At 55.8% G+C, this 23,076-nt stretch carries 23 protein-coding genes; 10 read left to right on the top strand and 13 right to left on the bottom strand.

Annotated features, from left to right (window positions below; genetic code table 11):
* Position 1: 1 nt before the first annotated feature.
* From TMES_RS10575 to TMES_RS10560, 4 genes are read right to left on the bottom strand one after another with little or no spacing between them, the layout of a single operon-like run.
* Complete coding sequence (locus tag TMES_RS10575; RefSeq protein WP_158091221.1) at positions 2-1,051, bottom strand: carbohydrate kinase family protein; 1,050 nt, start codon at positions 1,049-1,051, stop codon at positions 2-4.
* Between the two features lie 5 nt (positions 1,052-1,056).
* Positions 1,057-1,905 carry a carbohydrate ABC transporter permease gene (locus TMES_RS10570; protein ID WP_085582267.1) on the bottom strand — a complete coding sequence of 283 codons (849 nt, stop codon included), beginning with the start codon at positions 1,903-1,905 and terminating at the stop codon, positions 1,057-1,059.
* Between the two features lie 2 nt (positions 1,906-1,907).
* Complete coding sequence (locus tag TMES_RS10565) at positions 1,908-2,792, bottom strand: carbohydrate ABC transporter permease (protein ID WP_085582265.1); 885 nt, start codon at positions 2,790-2,792, stop codon at positions 1,908-1,910.
* 46 nt (positions 2,793-2,838) lie between these two features.
* The gene (locus TMES_RS10560; RefSeq protein WP_085582263.1) at positions 2,839-4,080 is read right to left on the bottom strand and encodes an extracellular solute-binding protein; all 1,242 of its coding nucleotides are present in this window, start codon (positions 4,078-4,080) and stop codon (positions 2,839-2,841) included.
* 117 nt (positions 4,081-4,197) lie between these two features.
* On the opposite strand from TMES_RS10560, the gene TMES_RS10555 reads away from it, so the two are divergent.
* Positions 4,198-5,418 carry an ROK family transcriptional regulator gene (locus TMES_RS10555; RefSeq protein ID WP_085582261.1) on the top strand — a complete coding sequence of 407 codons (1,221 nt, stop codon included), beginning with the start codon at positions 4,198-4,200 and terminating at the stop codon, positions 5,416-5,418.
* A gap of 43 nt (positions 5,419-5,461) precedes the next feature.
* Here TMES_RS10555 and radC read toward each other — a convergent pair whose 3' ends face one another.
* Entirely contained in the window at positions 5,462-6,463 is a 1,002-nt protein-coding gene (gene radC, locus TMES_RS10550; RefSeq protein WP_342746309.1) for a RadC family protein, read from the bottom strand.
* Between the two features lie 152 nt (positions 6,464-6,615).
* Between radC and TMES_RS10545 the strand changes: the two genes are divergently transcribed.
* The 5 genes from TMES_RS10545 to TMES_RS10520 all read left to right on the top strand — a co-directional run bounded on the left by TMES_RS10545 (position 6,616) and on the right by TMES_RS10520 (position 11,166).
* The gene (locus TMES_RS10545) at positions 6,616-7,050 is read left to right on the top strand and encodes a MarR family winged helix-turn-helix transcriptional regulator (RefSeq protein ID WP_085582259.1); all 435 of its coding nucleotides are present in this window, start codon (positions 6,616-6,618) and stop codon (positions 7,048-7,050) included.
* Positions 7,051-7,087: 37 nt separating this feature from the next.
* Complete coding sequence (gene fabF / locus TMES_RS10540; protein WP_211275904.1) at positions 7,088-8,353, top strand: beta-ketoacyl-ACP synthase II; 1,266 nt, start codon at positions 7,088-7,090, stop codon at positions 8,351-8,353.
* A gap of 223 nt (positions 8,354-8,576) precedes the next feature.
* Positions 8,577-9,035 carry a MarR family winged helix-turn-helix transcriptional regulator gene (locus tag TMES_RS10530; RefSeq protein WP_085582255.1) on the top strand — a complete coding sequence of 153 codons (459 nt, stop codon included), beginning with the start codon at positions 8,577-8,579 and terminating at the stop codon, positions 9,033-9,035.
* A gap of 201 nt (positions 9,036-9,236) precedes the next feature.
* Positions 9,237-9,806 carry an isochorismatase family protein gene (locus tag TMES_RS10525; RefSeq protein WP_085582253.1) on the top strand — a complete coding sequence of 190 codons (570 nt, stop codon included), beginning with the start codon at positions 9,237-9,239 and terminating at the stop codon, positions 9,804-9,806.
* A gap of 70 nt (positions 9,807-9,876) precedes the next feature.
* Entirely contained in the window at positions 9,877-11,166 is a 1,290-nt protein-coding gene (locus tag TMES_RS10520) for an MFS transporter (RefSeq protein ID WP_245835350.1), read from the top strand.
* A 191-nt stretch (positions 11,167-11,357) separates the two neighbouring features.
* Here TMES_RS10520 and map read toward each other — a convergent pair whose 3' ends face one another.
* The 5 genes from map to TMES_RS10495 form a co-directional block, all read right to left on the bottom strand.
* A complete protein-coding gene (gene map / locus TMES_RS10515) occupies positions 11,358-12,164 on the bottom strand; it encodes a type I methionyl aminopeptidase (protein ID WP_085582251.1) in 807 nt (268 codons plus the stop codon).
* A 257-nt stretch (positions 12,165-12,421) separates the two neighbouring features.
* On the bottom strand, positions 12,422-13,138 hold the full coding sequence (gene sfsA / locus TMES_RS10510) for a DNA/RNA nuclease SfsA (protein ID WP_085582249.1): 717 nt from the start codon (positions 13,136-13,138) through the stop codon (positions 12,422-12,424).
* Positions 13,139-13,158: 20 nt separating this feature from the next.
* Positions 13,159-14,061, bottom strand: a complete 903-nt coding sequence (locus TMES_RS10505) for a methyltransferase domain-containing protein (RefSeq protein ID WP_085582247.1) — start codon at positions 14,059-14,061, stop codon at positions 13,159-13,161.
* Positions 14,062-14,180: 119 nt separating this feature from the next.
* Positions 14,181-16,310, bottom strand: a complete 2,130-nt coding sequence (locus TMES_RS10500; protein ID WP_085582245.1) for a 2Fe-2S iron-sulfur cluster-binding protein — start codon at positions 16,308-16,310, stop codon at positions 14,181-14,183.
* A 57-nt stretch (positions 16,311-16,367) separates the two neighbouring features.
* A complete protein-coding gene (locus TMES_RS10495) occupies positions 16,368-16,985 on the bottom strand; it encodes a glutathione S-transferase family protein (protein ID WP_085582243.1) in 618 nt (205 codons plus the stop codon).
* Positions 16,986-17,137: 152 nt separating this feature from the next.
* Here TMES_RS10495 and TMES_RS10490 point away from each other — a divergent pair, with 152 nt between their 5' ends.
* The 4 genes from TMES_RS10490 to TMES_RS10475 all read left to right on the top strand — a co-directional run bounded on the left by TMES_RS10490 (position 17,138) and on the right by TMES_RS10475 (position 20,437).
* Complete coding sequence (locus tag TMES_RS10490; RefSeq protein ID WP_085582241.1) at positions 17,138-18,043, top strand: LysR family transcriptional regulator; 906 nt, start codon at positions 17,138-17,140, stop codon at positions 18,041-18,043.
* Between the two features lie 243 nt (positions 18,044-18,286).
* Positions 18,287-19,123, top strand: a complete 837-nt coding sequence (locus TMES_RS10485) for a ComF family protein (protein WP_085582239.1) — start codon at positions 18,287-18,289, stop codon at positions 19,121-19,123.
* Between the two features lie 81 nt (positions 19,124-19,204).
* Complete coding sequence (grxC, locus tag TMES_RS10480) at positions 19,205-19,462, top strand: glutaredoxin 3 (RefSeq protein ID WP_085582237.1); 258 nt, start codon at positions 19,205-19,207, stop codon at positions 19,460-19,462.
* 150 nt (positions 19,463-19,612) lie between these two features.
* Complete coding sequence (locus TMES_RS10475; protein WP_085582235.1) at positions 19,613-20,437, top strand: carbon-nitrogen hydrolase family protein; 825 nt, start codon at positions 19,613-19,615, stop codon at positions 20,435-20,437.
* A 76-nt stretch (positions 20,438-20,513) separates the two neighbouring features.
* On the opposite strand, the gene TMES_RS10470 is transcribed toward TMES_RS10475, so the two are convergent.
* From TMES_RS10470 to TMES_RS10460, 3 genes are read right to left on the bottom strand one after another with little or no spacing between them, the layout of a single operon-like run.
* Positions 20,514-21,863, bottom strand: a complete 1,350-nt coding sequence (locus tag TMES_RS10470) for an ABC transporter permease (protein ID WP_085582233.1) — start codon at positions 21,861-21,863, stop codon at positions 20,514-20,516.
* The gene (locus TMES_RS10465) at positions 21,860-22,636 is read right to left on the bottom strand and encodes an ABC transporter ATP-binding protein (protein ID WP_211275903.1); all 777 of its coding nucleotides are present in this window, start codon (positions 22,634-22,636) and stop codon (positions 21,860-21,862) included. Before TMES_RS10465 ends, TMES_RS10470 begins: the two co-directional genes overlap by 4 nt.
* The gene (locus tag TMES_RS10460) at positions 22,590-23,030 is read right to left on the bottom strand and encodes a hypothetical protein (protein WP_085582230.1); all 441 of its coding nucleotides are present in this window, start codon (positions 23,028-23,030) and stop codon (positions 22,590-22,592) included. The genes TMES_RS10465 and TMES_RS10460 overlap by 47 nt, the downstream gene beginning before the upstream one ends.
* Positions 23,031-23,076: the final 46 nt, after the last annotated feature.

Here is a 23,076-nt window from a genome sequence, read left to right as displayed (position 1 = left end):
CTTAGCCGTTCTCCACTTGATCGAAGGTCTTGTGATTGGTTGTTGGTTGGGGGGCCGGTTGTAGCAATGCGCGAATGCGGGCATTCAAATCGGCAAGGGCAGGATAACGGCGCGGATGACTGGCAATGGCTTTGCCCGCTACTTCTATCCCGGCATGAAGACAATTAACCAGAGGTGCGCCATGCTGAAATGCCAGCAGGAAGCCTGCGTTAAAACAGTCGCCCGCGCCAACGGTATCAACCACATTTACCGGGCCATCGGGGGCCGCATGAAGGACATGGGTGCCTGTGCAGGCCGATGCGCCCAGGCTTCCACGTTTGACGACAACAATTGCACCCGGTGCCAGTTTCCGGCTGATGTCCGTTATGTGCAGATCAACATTGGCGGTGAAACTATCATTGTCGATGCCAAGAAAACCGGCGGCTTCGGCCTCGTTGATCAAAAGGATATCAACCAGCGGCAACCAGTTTTGCACATGGTCCTGAACGGCATTGGTCCAGCCCCCGGTTGGCCATGCGGTATCGAGCGCAACAATCGAACCTGCGTCGCGAAGTTCAGATAACAGGCTGGTGCATTCGGGGACCAGTCGAGGCATCAGGAAATTGCCGACCAGAAGGGTTGTTGATCCTTTTAGTTCGGCATGTTTCAGCATTTTTCGCGCCATATCGGCATTGAAAAGCGCGCTGTGCCCCTGATTGGACAAAAATGTCCGTTCCTTGTCGGAATGGGTCAGGCCGATGGTTACCGATGTGACGGCCTCGCTTTGGTGCCAGTGATCGGCAAGGGGGCCAAATTGGGCTTTAAGCCACTGTCCCATTTCGTCGTTGCCGATATTAACCACCATGCGCTGATTGGCACCAAGGGCCAGCAGGGCCGCGCCAAATATGCCGCCACCCCCGCCAACCCGCATTTCGTAATCGGGGTAAACGGTTTCGGTGCCGCGATTAGGCCAGTGATCAATCGGGCCTAGCAATTGGTCGATATTGATCGTCCCGATTGAAATGATGTCGCGGGCCGGATCGGGGTGGATGCCGTTTGGTGTTTTACGCATCACATTCATCCCTTGACGCTGCCGCTTGCCAGCCCTGAAACCAGGGTTTTCTGCATGAAAAAGGCCAAAATAACAGGCGGTACTGCCGCCAGTATTCCGGCGGCCGAAACCAGGCCATAATCGGCAACACGCCCGGCGGCCAGATCGGCAATGGCGACCGTGACGGTTTTGGCGCGAATGTCGTTTGTGAAAAGCAGGCCATAGAAAAACTCGTCCCATGCCAGCAATACCGACATCATGACAGCGGCCCCCAAAGCCGGGCGCGCAATTGGCAGGATCACATACCAGATAGCTTGCAACCGGTTGGCCCCGTCAATGATCGGGGCTTCGTCCAGGTCGCTTGGGATCGTGTCAAAATTGCTTTTTAAAAGCCATGTCGTAAACGGCAACAGGATCGAGCAATAAACAATGATCAGCGCGAAATGCGTATTGAGAAGCCCCAGCGCGCTCATCACCGTATAAAGCGGCAAAACGAGTGCGACCGGCGGCAACATAAAGATCGCGATTACGGCATAAAGCAGGTTTTTGCGGCGTGGGCCGGGCATGCGCGAAAAGCTGTATGCGGCGGGAATGGCTGCTGCAACCGATAACCCGGTTGCCGCAAGGGCAATAAAAATGCTGTTGCGGATAGCATACAGAAAACTTTGCGACGGGGTGTTTTCGGCATAGATCAGCAAGCTGCGGTAGTTTTCCAGGGTTGGGCTGTCAGGCCACCATTGCAGGGGCAGGGTCGTCAGGTGGGTTGACGAACTGATGCTCATGATAAACAGCCACAACACGGGCAGGGCAATGACCAGTGCCAGCAAGGCCGCGCCGAGATAGATGCATATTTTTTTGGCCAGCGATGTTTGCATGATCAGGCCTCTCCGTGCTTGCGGATCAGATACATGTAACCGGCAATCAGGCAGGCGCTGATCAGCACCACGATCAGGGCATAAGACGCCCCCGACCCGACCCGCATATAGGCGAATGCTTCCTGATAGACATAAAAACTGACGGTTTTCGTGCTGCTGGCCGGGCCACCCCGGGTCATGACATAGATAATGTCAAAAACCTTGAACGCCTCGATCGTGCGCAGTACCAGGGCCACGCTAAGCGGGCCGAGAATGGCAGGCAGCGTAATCCGCCAGAACCGGTTCCACATCCCTGCACCGTCAAGGGTTGCAGCCTCGTATAAATCCTTGGGGACGGTTTGCAGGGCGGCCAAAGCAATCAGGGCGACCAGTGGAAAGTTTTTCCAGACATCGGCGACAATCACCATGTCAAGCGCCGTTGCCGGGTCGCCCAGCCACGATCGATAGGCATCGAGCATGCCTAACTGCACCAGCAACGCATTAAGGGCACCGAAATCCGGGTTATAGATCAGCCGCCACATCATCGCATTGACCACAGTTGGCAATGCAAGGGGCAGGATCAGCATGGCGCGCAACAGGGTGCGGCCGACAAAGACTTCGTTTAGCAAGAGCGCGACCATCACGCCGATAATCATTTCCACGCCAACGGAAATTACAGCGAAATAGGTTGTGTGCCAGATGGCTTCGCGGAAATTAGATGAGGATAATGCCCGAATGTAATTGCCAAACCCTATCCAGGCATCGGTCAGGTCAGGCGCGATCAGTTTTGCCCCGGTCAGGCTGTAATAAACTGTTTTGATCAACGGGTATCCGCTGACCCCAAGGATGATGACAATCATCGGGGTCAGCAGTAGCCACGCCGTCACCGTTTTACGATAGGAAATCATAGCGGTGTTTCGGCTCCGGTTTGAGCAGGGATAATAACAGAAGCGATTACTGCAAATCGGCGATGGTTTTGGCCGCATTGTTTAAGGCATCGGTCGGCGTCGCCGTGCCGAGCATTGCGTTTTGAAGGGCTTCTTGCAAAACAGCGGATGCTTCCTGATAGGATGCCATGGTGGGGCGCGGTGCCATCACGGCAAAGCTGGTTTTGGCCGCATTGACAAACGGTTCCTGGCCCTTGATCACGTCGGGATTGCTATAGGATGCTTCCCAGACCGGCAGGCTAAGTTTGGCGTATTTGTTCTGCACTTTTTGCGAGGTCAGGAACTGGATGTATTTCCAGGCTTCTTCCTTGTGCGTGCTTTTGGTGGGAATACCAAGGCCCATTGACCCGTTGACGGCCGATGCCTTTGAAACGCCGGCTTCGCCGGGTGCCGGAACAATGCCAACATTGCCCGCAACCTGGCTTTCGGCCGGATCATTGGCAAGATTGTACATGTAGCCCCAATTAAGGGCAAAAGCGGCCTGTCCGCTTGAAAAGACGCGCCGGACATCTTCCTCGGCATATTCGCGCGAATTGGGGTTGGTCACACCATCATTGATGGTTCCGACCATGTATTGTAACGCCTTGAGGCCGCCGCCGGTATTGAAGGCCGGTTTGCCATCCGCATCCAGAAACTGGCCGCCCATACCCGAGAGGATAGTGGTGTAATCGCAAATTGCGGCTTCGGATTGTGACCACGACCAGACCAGCGGATAATCAACAATCCCCTTGTCCTTGATGGCCTTGGCCTGGGTTTCAAGTTCTTCCCATGTTGCCGGCGGATGATCAAACCCGGCCTTTTTCAACATGTCCTTGTTGTAAAAAAGGAACTTTGTATCGGCAATCCAGGGCATGCCATAATACTTGCCGTCATATTCCACCGTGGTCCAGGCACCGCTGAGAACCGCCTTGCGGGTTTTGTCATCAATGCGGTCTGTTACGTCGTCAAGCAGTTTGTATTGGGCAAATTCGGCAGGCCAGATCACGTCATAAAGAACAACGTCATAGCCATTGGCGCTTTGCGACAGGACGATTTTGTCGTGCAGGGCTTCGTAAGGAACCAGTTCGACATTTACATCGACGCCGGGATTGGCCGCCTTGAAGTCAGCGGTCATGTTGCGGATGTCATCTTCGCTATAGGCGGCTTGTGCCATGAACAGCGCATTGAGCGTCACATCTGCGGCGTGGGCGGCACCGGAAACGGCGAAGACACCGAAAACAGCCCCTTTTAGGATATTCTTGATCTTCATATTCTTATCTCCCTGATAAATGAGACAGGCAATGATCGAAACGTGATCTTTTTGATCACAGGCTTTATTATTAATTCAATTTGATGTAATTAATAATGGATAAAATTAGGGAGGGCAATGGTGATGATAAAAAAACAGTCTGAAAATGTAACCGGCACCAACCTTCTGCATGCCAAAAGCCATAACCGCCGCGCCATTCTCGATGCGGTTCGCCGCCGTGACGGCCTGTCGCGCGCCGATATTACCCGCATCACCAATTTGTCTGCCCAAGCGGTTTCAAACCTTGTAGCCGAGCTGGAAGACGCCGGGCTTTTGCTTGCCGGTGAACCGGTTCGTCAAAAACGGGGGCAGCCCGCCCGGCCCTATCGGCTTAATCCCGAGGGCGGTTTTGCCATTGGCTTTCAGTTAAATGGCACCGAAATTGATGCCGTCCTTGTGGATCTTCTGGGCGAGGAACGCTGTCGTTTTAGCCAGCAAATCAAACATCCCGATCCCCATCAGGCGGTTGACCTTCTGGTTGCCGCCAGTCACGCCATAATCTCGAAGTCCGGTCTGGACCCGGAGCGTAATATCGGGATCGGCATTGCCATGCCTGGCCCTGTCGGTATTGCCGGGCCAACCGGCATTGCGCCGGGATGGGAAAGTTTTGATCTGGCCAGTGCCATGCGGAAAAAGGCGGGCTGCCCGGTTTTTGTTGAAAATGATGCCGATGCTGCGGCCATTTCGGAAAAGCTTTACGGGACCGGGCGTGAGCTTGATAATTTTGTTTATATCTTCATCGGTGTCGGTCTGGGGGCGGGGCTGTTTCTTGATGGCCGGATCATTCGTGGTGCCAATGGGGCGGCTGGCGAAATTGGTCATATTCCGGTCCAGGTTAATGGTCGCCAATGCGGATGCGGGCGCAAGGGGTGCCTGGAACGGTATGTCTCGCTGTTGGCCTTGTACGAAGAATTTGATGCGGGCCATCGCGATGATCTGGTTCATGACCCCGCCTTGACCCGGCTTTCCGCCATGTCGCCTGACGACATTCCGGTCAGAAACTGGATTGATCAGGCCGCATTATATTTGACAACGACATTTCAGATTATCTCAAGCATGTTGAACCCACAGGCAATTATATTGGGCGGGTTACTGCCTGAGGCGATCCTGCACGCGCTTTGGCAGGAAGTCATACGTCTGCAAGAGGTCGATGGTCCGACACCAACCGGCGATCATTTGCCGGTTCTGATTGGCGATGCCAGCACTTATTCGGCGGCGCGCGGTGCGGCGGCTTTGCCGATTTATCAGGAAATGATCCCGGATTTTCAAAACATGCTGAAAGTCAGAGGGGATGCGTAGGTTTGCAGATCCTGATTTGGACTAACCACAATCGAAAACGACCCTACATGAGCCCCAGCGTTTTAAACGAATTATAACCCGCCCGGCTGACAATGATGTGGTCATGCACGTTGATTTCCATCGCCTTGGCAGCGTCGACAATTTTGCGGGTCATATCAATATCGCCGCGTGACGGGGTGGCATCGCCACTGGGGTGGTTATGGACCAAAATAAGGGCAGATGCGTGCAGTTCTAATGCCCGTTTAATCACTTCACGCGGGTAAACCGGGGTGTGGTCAACGGTGCCGGTCTGGTGGCATTCATCGGCGATCAGGCGGTTTTTACGATCTAAAAACAGCAAATGCAGTTCTTCGGTGTTGCGGTGGCCCAGCCGCACCCGGCAATAATCAATCAATTGTTCCCACGAGGCAATAACCGGCAATTCCATTGCCCGTTCGCGCGATAAAACCTGCGCGCTGGCTTCGGCAATTTTAATCGCGGCAATCGCGGCCTCGCCAATGCCCTTGCAACTTGCCAGGTCGGCTTGGCTGGCGGCCAATACCCCGGCAAGGTGGCCAAACCGGTCAATCAATGATTTTGCCAATGGCTTAACATCGCCGCGCGGGATCGCCATACACAGTAACAGTTCCAGCAATTCATATTCGGCCAGCGCGGTGCTGCCGCCCTTTAAAAACCGTTCGCGCAGGCGTTGGCGATGGCCAAAATAATGCGGTTTGGGTGCTTTCGCGGCAGGCTGCGACGGTGTGGTTTTTGCATCGGGGGCAGCAGGGGCATCCGCGATATCTGCCGCTGCGGTATTGGTGTTGCGGACCGTTTCATCGGTCGGCGGCGTTGGCGATGAGGCGGCCTTGCCTGCTTGTCGTGTTGGCGGTGTCGTTGTTGTCGCTGCAAGTGGCGGGGGTGCGGGCGGGGGTTGGGTGCTGCGCGCGCCGTGTGCCACGCCATGTGTCGCGTTATCGGCCATTTCCCCGGCAGGATCAAAATAGATCCGGCTGCCGTCATCAATTGTCGCATGGGCGGGTTTGCGGGGTTTTTCGGCTCTCACGGCGGGCTCCTGCGTTGATGCAATTTCGCGTTGCATCTGCAGTTTGCGTTGCCCTGTCTTCGCTGTCCAGTGGGCAGCGCAATCAGAGTGGATTTGGCGGGGGATTTATAAATTCAGTTGACTTGTGCATATACACAAGATAATCAACCGAAATGACAATACCATTGCCCGATGCCCTGATTGATGAATGTTTGGTGTTAAAAAGCCGCAAGGCGGCGCGTGCGATCACGCGACGTTATAACCTTGCGCTCAAACCCTATGACTTGCAATGCACACAGGCATCCTTGCTGTTTTGCATTGCCCGGGGCGGTTTTCAGTCAATCAGTAATCTTGCCCGTCAGATGGATCTGGAACGCAGTGCCTTGACCCGTAACCTTGCCGTATTGCAACGTGGGGGTATGATTGCGCCGGATCAAACAGGGCAGGGCAAAACGCAGATTTTTTCCCTCACCGCGCAAGGCGAGGAAAAGGTAAGGCAAATCGCACCGGTTTGGCAGGAAATACAGTCTCGCATCCATCGCGAGATCGGGACGGATAACTGGCATGCCACCCAGCAGGCATTGGCGTTAATCGCCGGGATCGGTTGAGAATTTTGATCAACATTTTTTATATGAAGACGAGGGTATGATGACACAGCGGATCGTGGTCACAGGAATGGGCCTTGTAACGCCACTGGGATGTGGACTTGATGCTGTGTGGCAACGGCTGATTTCCGGTCAGTCGGGCATTGTGACCCACGACCGGTTTGACACCAGCGATTTGCCGACCAAATTTGCCGGTCTGGTCCCCGATCATAACCACGACGCGGCGGGCCTGAACGAGGCCGAGGTGATTTCGAAAAAAGACCGTAAAAAAGTCGACCTGTTTACGATTTATGCCCTTTCCGCAGCAAAGCAAGCCCTGGCGCAGGCTGGATGGTCTGACCTTGATCAGGATGCCAAAGACCGTACCGCCACCGTGATTGGCACCGGAATTGGCGGCTTGCCGGTGATTACCCATGCCGAGGAAGTTTTGCTGGATCGCGGGCCATCGCGGATTTCGCCATTTGTTGTGCCGTCCTTTCTGGCCAATATGGCGGCGGGTAATGTGTCAATCCAGTATGGTTTTCGCGGGCCGATTGGCGCGCCGGTTACCGCCTGTGCCGCCGGGTTGCAAGCGATTGGCGATGGTGTGCGCATGATCAAATCGGGTGAAGCCGATGTTGTGCTGGCGGGTGGCACCGAAGGCTGTGTTGATCGCCTGTCGATTGGCGGTTTTTCGGCCGTGCGGGCCCTTTCCACCCGTAACGATGCCCCGACCGAGGCTTCGCGCCCGTTTGACCGCGACCGCGACGGATTTGTGATGGGCGAGGGGGCCGGTTTGATGGTGATTGAAACGCTGGAACATGCGCTGGCGCGCCGGGCAACGCCGCTGGTGGAAATTACCGGTTATGGCACCAGTGCCGATGCCTATCATTTAACAGCAGGCCCCGAAGACGGATCAGGCTGTGCCCTGGCAATTCAGGCGGCGTTGCGCATGGCGGGGCTGGCGGCGGCCGATATTGGCTATGTTAATGCCCATGCTACCTCAACCCCGGTGGGCGATCGCGCCGAAATTGCGGCGTTACGCCGGGTTTTTGGCGATCATCTGGCAAATATTCCGGTGTCTTCGACCAAATCGGCCATCGGGCATTTGTTGGGGGCCGCTGGCGGGGTCGAGGCGATTTTCACCGCCCTTGCCCTGCGCGAAGGCATGCTGCCACCGACCCTTAATTTGCATCAGGTGGATGAAGGCATGGAAGATCTGGATTTTGTGCCCAACCTTGCCCGCAAGGCCGATTTGAAACATGCGTTATGTAACGGCTTTGGCTTTGGCGGTGTTAACGCATCGCTTTTGTTAAGTGCGATCTGAATTTAACCGTTCCACCCGGTTTTTACTGTAACGGCCAGCTTTGCAGAAATGCAGGGCTGGCCGTTTTACGTGGCCAACCGGGCGATTGCGCCGCTGGGTGGCTTCCGGGTTTGGCGATTTAAAATTGTTTTCAGGTGCGCTTGACAATATTGGCACTTCGGCTATTTTCATCGATATAGAAAGGTAAACTTGGTAGATTGCCTTTGTATGTGAAAGCAACCAGATGACAGATCCAACCGAAATCCCGGTATCAGATTCCCCGTCGGCCCTTGCTCTGGCAACAGAATTGCACGCCATTCTTGGCCGGTTGCGGCGTAAATTGCGCGCGCAGGCGCATATGGGTGATTTGAAATGGACGCAAAAATCGGTTTTGCGCTATCTCGAAAAAGATGGCCCGGCGACGGTGACGGTTCTGGCCCGCGCCGAAGGAGTACGCCCGCAATCGATGGGCGCGCATATTACGGCATTGGTCAAGGCTGGTCTGGTTGAAGGCCACCCCGACCCAAGCGACGGACGGCAAACCCTGTTATCGTTAACGCAATCGTGCCGGGACTGGATGCAGGCCAGCCGTGCGGTGCGCGAAGACTGGCTTTATCACATGATTTTGGAAAACTTTTCAAACAAGGAGCAACAAACACTGTCCGATGCCACCGATCTTTTGCGCCGGATTGTCGACAGCTAGCGCCACTGGCTGCTGCGATGCGGACCGCGATATTGATGTGACTTCGCCTGAGTTCCGCCCCCAAAAGATCAACTTTTCCGGAAAATCCCCTTCTTTCGCACGCTCCCATTCCGTCTGGTGTGCCTTGTGTTCCTTACGCCGCACGTCACGGTCCCTATGCGCCCCGCCCCGCCCGCTTCGCCCCATAAAGGATTGCGCCCCATGCCTGTTACTGTGCTTGACCCCAAAACCGCCCTGATCGTGATTGATTTGCAAAAAGGTATTATGGCTTACCCGACAATCCATCCGATAGAGGATGTGCTGGCAAAATCGGTAAAGCTGGCGGACGCATTTCGGGCGCGCAATTTGCCGGTGGTGCTGGTTAATGTGGTGGGCATGGCACCGGGCCGCAACGAACAACCACCCCGAACCGCAACATTCCCGCCCGACTGGGCCGATCTGGCGCCTGAACTGGGTGCAAGTGCCAATGACCATGTGGTGACCAAACACACATGGGGCGCGTTTAGCAAAACCGGACTGGCCGATTATCTGGCACAGCAAGGTGTGACACAGGTTGTTATGTGTGGGGTTGCCACCAGCATTGGTGTTGAATCAACCGCGCGTCAGGCCCATGAACTGGGGTTGAATGTGACACTGGCGGTTGATGCCATGACCGACATGAACCAAGACGCCCATGTTAACAGCGTGACCCGCATTTTCCCGCGTTTGGGCGAAACCGGCACGGCGGACGATATTATTGCCTGCCTTGATCGCGAAAGCAGCGGGAAATGACAGCGCAAAAAAAATGGTCCCGAAAGTTTCGGGCCAATCACTATTCCGCCCGATTATGGGGGCGTATGTGATGAAAAACCCGATGAAAGGCACGTTTCGTTCGCTGGCGATTTATAATTACCGGGTCTGGGCCAGCGGGGCGATTATTTCCAATATTGGCACATGGATGCAGCGCACGGCCCAGGACTGGATTGTTCTAACCGAACTGACCGACCATAATTCAACCGCTGTTGGTGTTGTCATGGGCCTGCAATTTGGCCCGCAGTTATTATTGTTGCCCTTTACCGGTTTTGCCGCCGATTATTTCGACCGCCGCAAATTGCTGATGGTCACCCAGTCCCTGATGAGCCTGTTGGGGCTGGGATTGGGGATTTTAACGGTTAGCGGGCTGGTCACGTTATGGCACGTTTATATTTTCGCGTTTTTGCTGGGTTGTGTCGCGGCGTTTGATGCCCCGGCAAGGCAAACCTTTGTCTCCGACCTTGTCCCGGAAAAGGATTTGTCCAACGCTATTGCGCTTAATTCCACATCCTTTAATGCCGCGCGCATGATTGGCCCGGCGGTTGCGGGCCTTTTGATCGCGTTTGTTGGCACCGGATGGGTGTTTTTGATCAATTCGGGGTCGTTTATCGGCGTTTTATGGTCGCTTATGGCGCTGCGGGTGGCGGATTTGAATGTTTCGCGCCGTCCTTTGCGCGGGCAGGGGAATCTGGTTAGCGGTTTTCGCTATGTTCGTGCCCGGCCCGATTTGATGGCGATTTTGCTGATGCTGTTGCTGATCGGCACTTTTGGCCTGAACTTTCCCATTTTCATTTCCACCATGGCGGTAACGGTTTTTCATTCCGGGGCCGGGGAATACGGCATGCTGTCATCGCTAATGGCGGTGGGCACGGTGATGGGCGCATTGTTTGCCGCCCAGCGGGCAACGCCGCAAATTGGCCTGCTGTTTTATGGCGCGCTGTTTTTTGGCCTGGGCTGCATGGTGGCCGCCCTGATGCCCAGCTTCTGGCTGTTTGGGGCGTCGCTGGTGTTAATCGGCATTGCCGCCTTAACGTTTATGAGTTCAAGCAATGGCCTGATCCAGCTTTCAACCGACCCGATGATGCGGGGCCGGGTGATGGCGATCCGCATGGCGATTGCCATGGGCGGCACCCCGATTGGCGCACCGATTGTCGGTTGGATCGCCGATCAATACGGGCCGCGCTGGGCGATGGGGGCCGCGGCCCTGTCCGGCATTGCTGCCGCCATTGTCGGCTTGGTTTATCTGGTCAAATATCGCGAATTGCGCATTCGCCGGGTAGATGGCCGGTTGCGCATTCTGGTCAACGAGGTGCCAAAGGTGACAATGGCGGCGGAATAATATCAACGCTTGTTGATCAAAACCGATCAACAAGGCCCTCAATCGGCGGGCGGGCGTCGCAAAAGCCCCTGCCTTTCACGGCATAGGCCGCGCGGCGCCGTCGCGCCTAACTCGGTAAGTCGACTAAAAAAGGCAGGCCGGTTCAAAACCGGGCCTGCCTTTTGCGCATTTTATATCAACGGGTCGCCCGGTTATTCGGCGGCGTTGCTGATTTCGTAGGGTGGTTTTTCCAGCCCGGCGGGCGAGCGGGTAAATATTTCATAGCCGTCTTCGGTCACACCCAGCGAATGTTCAAACTGTGCGGTAAGCTTGCGGTCGCGGGTAACGGCTGTCCAGCCATCGGACAGGACCTTGCATTCGTAGGTACCCTGATTGATCATGGGTTCGATGGTGAAAATCATGCCCGGTTCCAAAACCAGCCCTTCGCCCGGCTTGCCATAATGCAAGATATTGGGCGCGTCGTGGAAGACCTGGCCCAGACCATGCCCGCAAAAATCACGCACGACTGAAAACCGTTCGGATTCGGCATAGGACTGAATCGCATGACCAATATCGCCCAGTGTCGCGCCGGGTTTTACCGCCCGAATACCGCGCCACAGCGATTCATACGTCACATCAACCAAACGCTGCGCCATTACCTTGGGGGTGCCGGCAATATACATGCGGCTGGTGTCGCCATACCAGCCATCAAGAATGACGGTGATGTCAATATTCAGGATGTCGCCATTTTGCAGCTTTTTCTCGCCGGGGATACCGTGGCAGACAACATGATTGATCGATATGCAGGTTGATTTGGGAAAACCGCGATAGCCAAGGCAGGCCGAAATGGCCCCGTGATCGCGAATAAACTGGTCGCACAAATCATCAAGCTTGCCCGTGGTCACGCCGGGCACGACATAGGGGGTAATGAAGTCCAGCACTTCCGCTGCCAGCCGTCCGGCGGCGCGCATGCCTTCAAATGCTTCGGGGCCGTGAATCTTTACTTTTCCGTTTGCCAACCGAATTCTCCTTGTGTTGGCGATTCTTATGGGGCGGACCCCATTCTCACCGATATTGCTTTGCAGCCTAATGAAATAATCGTTGTGCGCCCAAGAAGCAAGGACCGGGCGGCCAATAACGCGACGACAAAGGCGTAATATGCCCCGATCATTGTAAATCGTGCCTTGTTTTGGATCATATCGACCAAAATAAGGGCCGGTTGCGGTTGTTATGGCCTGTTTTGATTGCGCCAAGGGGTTGGTTTAACCAACCATCTTTATGGTGCCAGTATTATGGGCCGTTTTTGCCGCACCGTGACCGATGATGTATTGATCGCGCAATCATAGGCGATGGCTTCAACTCCGCTTGCGGTGGCGGCGCAAAAACGGGCGGCATAATGCGGGTCAATGTCATGGGCCAGGGTGAAGCTGTCGCAATCGGTGCGCTGGATCAGGTAAAACATTACCGCGCGGTGGCCTTGTGCGACCATGTCGGTCATTTCATCAAGGTGCTTTGCCCCGCGTTTTGTTACCGCATCGGGAAATTCGGCAAGGCCGGGGATGGCATCATCGCGTTTTAAATGCACGTTTTTGATTTCGACGTAACATAGCCCCTTGTCCGGGTCGGATAGCAAAATATCGATCCGCGAATTTTGCCCGTATTTCACTTCGCGTTTCAGGGTTTCATAGCCTGCAATTTCCGGGATTTCTCCCGCCCGAATGGCTTCTTCGACAATGGCGTTGGGGTGGGATGTGTTAATTCCCACCATCGCGTCCCCCACCTGGCACAATTCCCAGCTATGTTTCAGCTTGCGTTTGGGGTTATCCGATGTTGAAACCCACACCAAAAGCCCGGCGTCTTTTAACCCGGTCATCGCACCGGGATTGGCGCAATGCGCGGTGATAACATCGCCGTTTTCCAGTTCAATATCGGCCAGAAAACGCTTGTAACGCAGGATCAGGCGGCCACGCAAAAGCGGGTGGGGAAGGTCCATGAAGTTAACCCTGTTTTTGGTTATTGCTTTGGGGCGTCATCGCCCAAAAAATCCACCAGACTAACCTGGCCGCTGCCCCGGCGCAGCGGTTTTTGCTGGCTTTCATCAGGTGCCCAGGCGGTAAGGTAGACCACCTGAAAACAGGCATTTACCCTGCCATCGGGCCGGGCGTGGCGTTCGTGATAAATCGCGGCGGCGCGGGCAAGGGTGCCACGTTTGGTAAACTTCTTGCTGCGTTTTAAAATCAGGTTGCTTTCGCCCATCCCGGCAAGGTCGCGCATCAGTTTTAGGGCATCGGGGTAATCCACCGTGATTTCGTCAATATCAACCACCGGCAGGGCAAAGCCACTGCGTTGCAAAAGCGCGCCGGCATCGCGGACATCAATAAATGGCGAGATGCGCGGCGAGACCCCGCCTTCTTCTTCGGCCTCGGCGGTCATCAGGGCATCGCGCAAATCTTTTAGCGTTTCCCCGCCCAGCATCGATGCCAGAAAAAATCCGTCGGGTTTTAACGCCTGACGCGCCTGAAGCAACATGCCGGGCAAATCATTAACCCAGTGCAGCGACAGGTTCGACAGGATCAAATCCAGCGCGCCATGGGCAAAAGGCAAAAATTCCTCGTCCGCGACAAGGGTTGGGTGTTTAACCGCGCCATTTTGCGCATTACGGGCGTAGCCCTGCGAAATGTCAGATTGAAACAGGGTTTCAATGCCGCCGCGTTTGCCAATGATCTGGCCCAACTCGCCACTGTGACAACCCAGATCAAGGGCGGTGGGAAAGCTGCGCGTGGTGTCGTCCAGCCGGTCGGCCAGCCGTTCGGCGGTTTCGGCAAACAGGAAATTATAGTCCTGCGACCGGGCTGCTGCGCGGTCACGGCGCATTTTCAGGATACGGCGATCAAACACCGTAATCGGATCGCTCATCAGGGGCTCCACTGTGCGGGAATGGGCGCGGAAATTGCTATGTTGGCCCTTTAAATAGCCCGCACCGGGCGGGGGTGCAATGGATCATCGGTTTTGCGCGTCCTGATCGGGCAATGTCTTTAGATATCAAGCACCAGTTTGGTGTCGGGGCCTGTGGCAGGCATGGCGCAGCATAAAAGGGCACTATCGGCATCGCAACTTGCTGAGGGTTGGCTGGCATAGGCAACTTCGCCCTGCACGATCCTGACTGCGCAGCTTCCGCAATTTCCACTGCGACAGCCATATTGCGGGCGCAGGCCCGCTGCCTCGGCCAGGTCCAGCACGGTCTGATTTTTGTCGGGCTGCCAGTGGGCGGTTTTATCGCTTTGGGCGAAAGTGACCTCGACGGGCACATCCGAAATAGTCGCAGGGGGAGTATCGTCGGAAACAGCGTTTTGCGGGCTGGAATCAAGCATGCGGGTTAAGCTGGCGGGTCCGAAGGCCTCGGCATGGATGCGGGCATCGGCGATGTTTTTGCCCCGTAAGCCGTCATACATCGCCTGCATAAAGCCGCTAGGGCCGCACAGGTAAAAGTCGTAATCATCAAACGGCAGGCGGGATTGCAAAAGATCCATATCGATATGGCCGCTGGCATCGTAGTCCTGCTTTGGCAGGGCATTATCGGTGTCGCTTAAAACCCGGATAATTTTAAACATGCCCTGCGATGCCGTTTCCAGATCAGCCAGTTCGCGGTCAAAGGCGCGGTCTTCCTTGCTGCGGGCAGCATAAAACAACCAGCAGGGTTGAAACCGCCGGGCGCGACGGGCTTCGTAAAGCATGTGGTGCATCATCGCGATCATGGGGGTAATGCCAATGCCGCCCGCCATCATAACGACGGGCCGGTTTGACAGGGCATCAAGCCCGAAATTGCCCTGTGGTGCGCGGGTTTCGACGATGTCGCCAATTGCCATCGTATCGTGCAAATGGCGTGATACGCCGTTTTGGCGGGCGACACTGATGCGGTAATATGTGTCAGTCGGTGCGGATGACAGGGTATAGGTGCGAACAGGTGTACTGCCATCGGCCATCGTGATGCGGATGGGCAGAAACTGCCCTGCGTGTGGCGGAACAAGCCCGGCGGTATTGCTGGCGGTGGTTTTTTGCGGGGCAAGGTAAAATGACCGCACGGTACGGCTTTCATCGGCAAGGCGTACCACTTCAAGCGGTCGCCATTGATTGACCATCTGTGCCGCGCGCGCGCGCTGTGCTGCATCGTCCCAACTGCCGGTTAACAGGCTGTTGGGTGATTGGCCTGCATCGCGCGGGTGCCAGCGCAGGGATAGGGCATTTTCGCGGATGATGATTTTGGTGGGCATAAATCGCCACAGGCGTTCGGCCCCCTGAAAATGGGTCGTTTCGGGGCTGTTTAGCAGGATTTCGGCCCGGCCTGTCATTTGCACAACGGTGCCGGTTTCAAAATCGGCAAAAAGCAGCCCGGCCTGGCCGGTTTGCACAATATTGCCCAGCGTGTTGAAAAACAGGTTTCCGGCAAAGTCGGGAATGGTCAGCCCGCCATCATTATCAATCCGAACAAAGCCGGGGTTGCCGCCCCGATGTGAGACATCAACTTCGCGCCGCGTGTTCGGGGTGGATTGGGCTGTTGCAGGGCGCGCATCAACGGCGCGCTCAACATAGCTGGCGACAAAAAATGTGTCGGCGTTTTTAATCAGGGTTTGGCAAAACGCATCGATATGGTCCGTATGCCGGATGTTTTCATCACCCGGGTTTTCGGCAACGAAATAATGGTCGCGCAAGCGGATATATTGCGGGCAATTGCCAAAGCTGTGCTGGACAGAAACATTAAATCCGGCATCGCCAAAACTGGTGATGGTGCCGTTCATGCGGTTGCGACGCCGGGTTTCAAGTTCGATCCCCAAAAGACCGACGGGTTTGCCATTGGCAATGCCGTTTTGCGCCGGATCATTGCTGTTGAGCGGCAGGCTGATTTGTAAGGTGGTATCATTTTTGGCCCGCATAAAACCGGGGTGTCCGGTGCGAATTGTGGCCCAGACATCATCGTGATCATCGACTGCGCCCAAAACCACAAGCGGCAGTTGGGCAAAGAAGGTGCGGTGTTGTTCGATCATGTGGTCGCGAATGGCACGGTGGCCAATATCGGCCATTTTTTTGGTAATTCCCATGTGCTGATGAAGGGCAAGCTCCCCTTCATGCCATGTTGCAGATACGGGCGGCGAATAGGACATCGACATGGGAATTACCTTTGCTGAGATAAGGCAGGTATGTGCGGGGGATATGCCGGGGGCGGATTAGCTGGTTGCGCGTAAACCGGCTTTAGTCGTCGGGAAGGGGACAAAACCCGGCAAAGCCTCGATCTGGCGCAGCCATTTGCCGACGTTGTGATAGGGGCTGATATCGACATTGCCTTCGGGGGCCTGCACGATATAGCTGTAAAGTGCGATATCGGCGATGGTGGCGTGGCTGGTCACCAGCCAGTCACGATTGGCAAGTTCGGCATCGATCAGCGTTAAAATGCTGTGGGCGCGGGCAATGACTTCGGCGGTGTTAAATTTGGCCCCAAACACGGTGACAAGGCGCGCGGCACAGGGGCCATAGGCGATTTGCCCGGCAGCAACCGATAACCAGCGCTGGATTTGGGCCGTCTGTTGCGGGTCTTCGGGCAACCAGTCGATTTTGCCGTATTTTTTGGCGACATAAACCATGATGGCGATGGAATCGGGGATGATTACGCCGTCATCCTCAAGCACCGGCACCTGACCAAACGGGTTTAACGCCAAAAAGGGCGGATTTTTGTGTTCACCCTTGGCAAGGTCAACGGCGACCAGGTCATAATCGGCACCGACCAGTGATAAAAACAGATGGGCACGGTGGGAATGGCCGGAAAGCGGAAAATCATAAAGTTTCATAGCATTTTCCTTTGAAGGAGAGGCGGGAACGGCTGATGAAATGATTATGATTGTTTCGGTATGATTGATTAAGATAGAGTATTTGGAATTTACTGTTCCGTATTAAGGAATAATAAGGTGGTGCTTTCAGGCGCAAAATAGAAAGGCAAATAATGGACCGCTGGCAGGCAATGAAGGTTTTTATCCGCGTGGCCGATTGTGGCAGTTTTGCCCAGGCCGGGCGGGATTTGCGCATGAGCCCGCCCGCCGTTACCCGTGCCATTGCCTTTTTGGAAGAAATTACCGGTGCGCGGCTGTTAACCCGCACCACGCGCAGCGTAAAGCTGACCGAGGCCGGGGATCGCTACATGCGCGATTGCCGCCGTATTCTGGATGATCTGGCCGAGGCAGATGCCGCCGCCGGGGGCGCCTATGCCACGCCAACCGGCACCCTGACCATCACGGCCCCGGTGTTGTTTGGCAAAATGTTTGTCATGCCGATTTTAATGGCGTTTCTTGATGAAAACCCCGGCATGCGCGGGCAGGTGTTGTTGTTAGACCGGGTGGTAAATGTGATTGAGGAAGGCATGGACCTTGCCGTGCGCATTGGCCATTTGGCCGATTCCGGGTTAAGTGCGGTGCGGGTGGGGGCAGTTAAACAGCTGGTTTGTGCGGCACCATCCTATTTTGCCACGCATGGCAGGCCCGAAAAACCGACTGATTTGTCGGCCCATCGCATTATTGGCACCACCAACCCGCCAACCACCCATGAATGGCGGTTTGGCCTGACCGAAAAAATCGCCGTAGCAGTCTCGCCGAGTTTGTTAACCAATGCGACCGATGCGGCCTTGCAGGCAGCCCTTGATGGTTGGGGCCTTGCGCGGTTGTTGTCCTATCAGATCAGCCCGGCTTTGGCCGCGGGCCAGCTTGAAACGGTGCTCGATGATTATGCCAAAAACCCGGTGCCAATCCATCTGGTCCATCCCGAAGGGCGGCGCGCATCGGCCAAAGTGCGCGCCTTTATTGATTTTGCGGCCGAGCGTTTGCGGGCCAATCCTGCTGTTCGTAAGTACGAATAATACCAGTTCTCTATGAGGAAGACTCATGAGGGGCTGGTTAGGCGCGACGGTGCTGCGCGGCTTGTGAAGCGATTGGCAAGAGCTTCAAAGAAGCCCGCCCGCCGACTGAGGGCCTCATTGATCGGTTTCGATCAATGAGTTTGCTATAAGGGTGGAGCGTTATGCGGGTAGTTTAATACCGCGATTGCCAGACACGCATGAAAAGGCGATGGTTCGGGGCGGATAGGGGGGCCGCCGGGGTGAATGGATAATCTGGAACAACAAGTGGATGTGCCACGCAATCGCCCGTCCCTGAAGCGGGCGGGAACTGCTGTTTGGCGGGCAGTGTTGCGCGGGCTGTTGCCTGCGCGGTGCAGCGGTTGCGGCATGATCAGCGATGTGCCCCATGCCCTGTGTGCCGATTGCTGGTCGGCCTTGCGGTTTGTGTCGCCGCCTTTTTGTGCCTGTTGTGGCTACCCGTTTGAATTAATGCCGGTGGAAATGCTGGCCCCGGCAGAGGACGTGGCGGCACAGGGACGCAATTTTGCCGAGGGCGTTTTGTGCGGGCCGTGTTTGCGCCATATCCCGCCCTATGACCGCGCCCGGGCCGCCCTGATTTATGATGATGGCAGCCGGGATTATGTATTGCGCTACAAACATGGCGACCGGACCGATCTAACCCCGCTGTTAACCCGCTGGATGATGCAGGCCGGGCAGGATTTTTGGCCCGATGCCGCATTGCTGGTGCCAGTGCCTTTGCATCGCAGCCGGTTATTGATGCGTCGTTATAACCAGTCGGGCCTGTTGGCGGCGGCACTGGCGAAACAAACCGGCATTTTGTTCGCGCCCGATTTAATCACCCGCAAACGCAAAACCCGCAGCCTTGCCGGGTTGGGGCGATCCTCGCGCCTGCGCGAGGTGCAAGGGGCCTTTGCCATATCGGCCAAAATGGCGGCGAAATATGATGTGGCCGGGCGCAAAATTGTGCTGGTGGATGATGTTTTAACAACAGGGGCCACGGCGGCAGCCTGTGCACATGTGTTGAAAAAAGCCGGAGCTATGCAGGTAGACCTGATCACAATTGCGCGGGTGGTACGCTGACGAACGGGAAATTATCTGCTATATAACCCTTAACAAACGGATATTGCGGGTCAGGAGCCCGAAATAAAAGGAATTGAATTGATGGCGAAAATTGAAGTGTACGCAACTGACTGGTGCCCCTATTGCAAGCGGGCGCGCAAGTTGCTTGATGAAAAAAACGCTGATTACGACGTGATCGACGTGATGATGGAACCGCGCCGCAAGCGCGAAATGATGGACCGTGCCGGTGGCAAAACCAGTGTGCCGCAGATCTTTATCAATGATCAGCATATTGGCGGCTGCGACGAGCTGATGGCGTTAAACGCCAAGGGCGGTCTGGATAAAATGCTGTCGGCTTAATCGATACGAACTTTGCCACGAACGTTAAAAGGGCGGCTGCGCACAATGCGGGCCGTCCTTTTTTGTTTTTGGGCTTTCTCCTGCCGCTTTCACTGCCTATTGTTGAATAAAGCGATAATGACCGGCCCCGCCGGATAAGGAGAATGCACCATGACCCGTTTTACCGCAGCCTGTGTTCAGGTAAACAGCCGCGATGACATGCATGACAATCTGGCGCGCGCGGCGGTTTATGCGCGCGATGCCCATGCGGCCGGGGCGCGGTTCATTACCTTTCCCGAAAATGTATCGATGATGTCGTTTGGTGGCGACAAGGTGCGTGCGGCTGCCTTTGGCGAACAGGATCATCCGGCACTGGCGTTTTTCAGTGATCTGGCGCGCGAGCTTGAAAGCACACTGATTGTCGGCTCCTTGCACGTTAGCGTGCCGGGTGAAGACCGTGTTGCCAACCGCTGTTATGCGATTGGCCCGGATGGCACGGTTCTGACATCGTATGATAAAATCCACATGTTTGATGTGGACCTCGCCAATGGCGAGTCTTACCGCGAAAGCAAAACCTTTCGCCCCGGCGATGCCGCCCGGCTGGTTAAAACCGATCAGGCCAATATCGGTTTGGCGATTTGTTATGATGTGCGGTTTCCGCATTTGTTTCGCGGTTATGCCAAGGCGGGCGCAACGGTGTTAACCATACCCGCCGCCTTTACCCGCACTACCGGGCAGGCGCACTGGCACACATTGCTGCGCGCCCGCGCCATTGAAACCGGCTGTTTTGTCATTGCCGCCGCCCAGTGCGGCGACCACCCCGGCGACCGGCAAACATTTGGCCATTCATTGATTATCGACCCGTGGGGTGTTGTTTTGGCCGATGGCGGCACAGAACCGGGCTTTATCACCGCCGAAATTGATCTGGAACGGGTGAATGAAGTTCGCGCCATGGTGCCATCCTTGCGCAATGATCACGATTACAGCCCGGCCTGAGCGTGCTTTTAACAAAATAAAGGACCGGCTTTCGGGGCCGGTCCTTTGTGTTTTGCGCCGGATTAATGGTGTGCGGTTATGACCCGCGCAAGGCTTCGACCACCGGTTTGCGATAGAGCATAAAGGCCGGGACCAGGGCCAGGGCAAAGCCGATAATCACAAAACCAGCGGCAAGGCCTAGTTCCGGCCGGCCAATGGTGGCGGTCATCGCCATGCCGGTTTCGGCGGTGAAAACCTGTGATACGGCCTGCGCCATAGCCCAGCCCAGCGCCAGCCCGATGGCGGCACCAAAGACCACCAATATCGCCACATAAAGCCAGATCGAGCCGAAAATATAGCTGCGCGGCGCACCAAGAGCGCGCAAGACGGCAAACTGTTTGCGGTAAATTTGCATGAGGGCCAGCACCGCAGCCAAAATGGCGGCCACCACCAATGCCTGCGTGCCCAGCGCCATCCAGCGCATGACGGTGCCCGCATTGCCCAGCATCTGATACATCTCAATCAGGACTTCGGCGGGAAAAAACGCTGTGCTGTGGTCGGTGCGATAGCTTGACCTGATGCCATAGGCCCCGGCGATGGATTTGGGATGTACCACCATTGCCGGAACACCGGGCAGGTCAACCCCGTCAAAGGGCGGGCCAAGTTTTACGGTTTCATGGCCATGATCATGATCATGATCATGATCGTGATCGTCTTCATGTTCATGTGCGGTATCGCCATCATGGTCGTCATGAACGTCATGATCCGCATGGTCTTCGCTGCCAGTGGCCGCATGGTCATGGTCTTCATCATGATCGCTTTCTGCATGCCCGGCGGAAAGCGAATGAACCTCCCACACCTGTTCGACCGGCACAATAATGGCGCTGTCCCACGGGGTGCCCGTGGCGTGCATGCGCCCAACAACGGTGATGTTAACGCCGTGATGATGATGTTCTTCGGCTTCAAAACCGTGTCCGTGGGCGGGCTCAAACGTGTCGCCAATCTCAAGCGGGATGGCAGCGCCGATCACGGCTTCTTCGTGGTCGGCAAACATGGCACCATCGCGCAAGCCACCGGAAAGATAGTCGATAAATTGTGCGGTAGAGCCAATGATGCTGTGGTCCTGCCACGAATCGCCAAAGGCCAGCGGGGCGGCAAAATCGACCCGGTCGTCATTTAGCAGTTTTGACCATATCGGCCCTTCCAGCAGGTTCACCGCCGAGGGGCGCAGGAAAATGGTGTTCATGACAATGTCGGTATGGCTGCCCGGGGCAGCCACCAGAATGTCGAATTTGTCGGCGGCATGGGCGCTGCCCTGTCGCAGGGCGCGTTCCTGCGCGGTAATGCCCACACCAATGGCCACGGCCACGGCAATAAGGGCGATAAACAGGATATTCATCACCCAATGGCGGCGCAGGCTGGCGAAAACGATGGGAAACGGGTTCATGCGGCCTCTGTTTTGGTTAAAAGCCGGCCTTTGTCAAAATGAAGAACGCGCGCACAACGGTCGATCACGGTGTGATCGTGGCTGACAACAATCAGCGTGCGGTTATTTTCACGGGCATTGGCAAACAGGATGTCGGCGCAATTATCGGCGGCAACGGCATCAAGGCTGGCGGTGGGTTCGTCGGCCAGTAAAATGGGTGGATCGAACAAAAGCGCACGGGCAATGGCAACCCGTTGCTGTTCCCCGCGCGATAAATCGGCGACCGAGCCGCGATTGGTGGGCACCCCGACCAGATCAAGCAGGGTGGTTGCGCGCTTGCGTAAATCGGCAGGAATGCGCCAGCCGTGAAAACCGGCAGGCAGCAACACATTTTCCAGCGGGGCCAGTTCGCCGATCAGGTGGAAATCCTGAAAAATAAAACCGACATGCCGACGTCGCCAGCCATCACAGGCCCCTTCGGACAGCGAGGTTAAATCGGTATCGCCCCAATGAACCGAGCCTTTGGTGGGCCGCAAAAGACCGCTTAACAAATAAAGCAGCGATGATTTACCCGACCCCGACGGCCCGGCAACGCCCAACAACGTGCCCGGCGCAATTGCCAGATGGGGCAGCGACAGGATTGGCGCGGCCTGTTTGCCAAAGCCAAGCGACAAATCGATTATTTCAAGGGCCGGGCTTTTGCTTGTGCCCTTGCTTGTACCCTCGCCGGTCGATCCGGCGGCGGGCTCAGACGATTTCGAAACTGGCGTCGACAAGTCGGACGAGGCTGACAAATCCGGTCTCCTGATCTTTGGCAACGCCCAGTTCCAAAACACCCTTTGTGATGATGGGGCGGTTGAAGCGAACGGCATCGAGTTTTTCGCGCATGCGGACAAACACAATATCAATCGGCCAGTCGGCACTGGTTTCGCAAAACGGGCACACCGACATCGGGCGTTTGGTCAGGACAAAAAAATTGGCATCGGCCTTAAGCGGCGGGGCCATAAAGCCGGGAATTTCGATGCGTTTTCCGACAAGTTTTTTGGCGGTGGCGGAAAATTCGTCCTGGGTTTTGTAAATGTCGCGGATTTTAAGGCTTTCGGCGGCGCGGGCCATCGGAATGGACGCCATCAGGCCCAACAGGGCGGCACTGCCACCGGCCAAAAATGAACGACGATCACAAGTCATTTCCCAAACCTCCAAATGAGGAAACCGGCCGCACTGGTTGCGGCCG

Origin of the sequence: Thalassospira mesophila, from assembly GCF_002115755.1 — a bacterium.
GTDB lineage: Bacteria > Pseudomonadota > Alphaproteobacteria > Rhodospirillales > Thalassospiraceae > Thalassospira > Thalassospira mesophila.
Note: the sequence above shows the minus strand (reverse complement) of the source record. Positions and strands in the feature narration are given on the sequence as shown.